Source organism: Streptosporangium sp. NPDC000563, from assembly GCF_040299985.1.
In the GTDB taxonomy this organism is placed as follows: Bacteria; Actinomycetota; Actinomycetes; order Streptosporangiales; family Streptosporangiaceae; genus Streptosporangium.
This window is the reverse complement of record NZ_JBEPDA010000074.1, coordinates 1-1,645: the sequence shown is the minus strand read 5'-3', so window position 1 is coordinate 1,645 and position 1,645 is coordinate 1. Positions and strand designations below refer to the sequence as shown.

The following is a 1,645-nucleotide window of genomic DNA, read 5'->3' as shown; positions in this document are numbered from 1 at the left end:
ACCACGTAGGAGGCGCACTTGTCGATCTCGTTGGGCGCGCAGTCCTGCCAGATCGCGGTGCTGCCGTCCATCAGGATCTTGTCGGCGTCCTTGACGACGTTGTGCTCGGCACCGAAGTTGATCAGTGCCCAGGCGTCCTTGGCGTAGTACGTCTCGTCGAACATGATCGCGCGCGGGTGGCCGAGGTTCGTGAAGCGCAGGATGCCCCCGAACACCGCGACCAGCAGCGGGCCCAGCCAGCCCCACAGGGCGCCGCCGGGCATCGGCGGCACCAGCCGGTCGCGCACCGAGCCCTCGTGCCCGCCGGACGGCTGGGGCTCGGGCTGCTCTGACGCCTGGTTGGTGAAGTCGGTCACGGCCACTCCGACATCGTACGGTCCCCCCACCCCCTCCAGCCCAGAGAAAACCTGTCAGATGTCTAATTCGAGAGCTTCTTCCCAGGCTGGGGGCGATCAGGAATGCGGGAGGATGAAACGGTGAATGAAAACGGCAGGCTTGTGCTGGCAGGGGCTCCGATCGGGCAGGCGGGCGACGCCTCGCCCCGGCTGCGGCTCGCGCTGGAGAGTGCCGACGTGGTCGCGGCGGAGGACACCAGGAGGCTGCGCCGCCTCGCGGGGGAGCTGGGCGCGGAGATCGGCGGCCGGGTCGTCTCCTACTACGACGCCAACGAGGCCGGACGTGCCGCCGAGCTCCTCCAGGCACTCCAGGACGGCAAGACCGTGCTGATCATCACCGACGCGGGCATGCCCGGCGTCTCCGACCCCGGTTACCGCCTCACCCACCTCGCGGTCGAGGCGGGGGTCACGGTCACCTCGCTGCCGGGTCCGTCCGCGGTGACCACGGCGCTCGCCGTCTCCGGCCTGCCCAGCGACCGCTTCTGCTTCGAGGGCTTCCCGCCGCGCAAGTCCGGTGAGCGCTCCCGCAGGCTCTCGGCCCTGGCGGAGGAGGAGCGCACGATGGTCTTCTTCGAGGCGCCGCACCGGCTGCACGCCGCGCTCGCGGCGATGGCGGAGGCGTTCGGCGCCGACCGCCGGGCGGCGGTCTGCCGGGAGCTCACCAAGACGTACGAGGAGGTGCGGCGCGGCGGTCTCGGGGAGCTGGCCGAGTGGGCGGCCGGGGGCGTCAGGGGGGAGATCACGGTCGTCGTCGCGGGATACGCCGGGCAGGCCCTGCCGCCGGTGATCGAGGACCTGGTCGGTGAGGTGGCGCGCAGGGAGGAGTCGGGGGTGTCGAGGAAGCAGGCGATCGTGGACGTGGCGAAGGCGGCGGGCATCCCAAAACGCGATCTTTATGATGCTGTCCATCGAGGCTGATTTATCACCATAATTGCCCGAATGGGATTGATACGGGATCGCCTCTTACCCCCCATGCGGGGAAGCGTGCTCTGGGGGTGGCTGGGACCGTCGCTGGTCGCGGTGTTCGGAGGGATCCTTCGCCTCGTCGATCTGGGCAGGCCGCGCGCGGTCGTGTTCGACGAGACGTACTACGCCAAGGACGCCTGGGCGCTGATCCACCACGGGGTGGAGCGAGCCTCGCTCGGCACCGTGGAGGACCCGGTCGCCGACCGCATGATCATCGCGGGGAAGACGGACTTCCTGGTCAAGTGCACGCCGCCGGAGGCCGACCCCTGTCCCCTCTACGTGGC

Annotated in this window: 1 protein-coding gene and 2 pseudogenes; 2 read left to right on the top strand and 1 reads right to left on the bottom strand. The window is 69.8% G+C overall.

Annotation, left to right across the window (positions count from 1 at the left end; genetic code table 11):
* Window positions 1-362, bottom strand: a pseudogene (locus ABT352_RS40685) (phospholipid carrier-dependent glycosyltransferase); the annotation flags it as partial.
* A 96-nt stretch (window positions 363-458) separates the two neighbouring features.
* On the opposite strand from ABT352_RS40685, the gene rsmI reads away from it, so the two are divergent.
* Together rsmI and ABT352_RS40675 are read left to right on the top strand one after the other, a co-directional pair.
* A complete protein-coding gene (gene rsmI / locus ABT352_RS40680) occupies window positions 459-1,313 on the top strand; it encodes a 16S rRNA (cytidine(1402)-2'-O)-methyltransferase (RefSeq protein WP_350950451.1) in 855 nt (284 codons plus the stop codon).
* 54 nt (window positions 1,314-1,367) lie between these two features.
* Window positions 1,368-1,645 (top strand): annotated as a pseudogene (locus ABT352_RS40675) (phospholipid carrier-dependent glycosyltransferase); the annotation flags it as partial.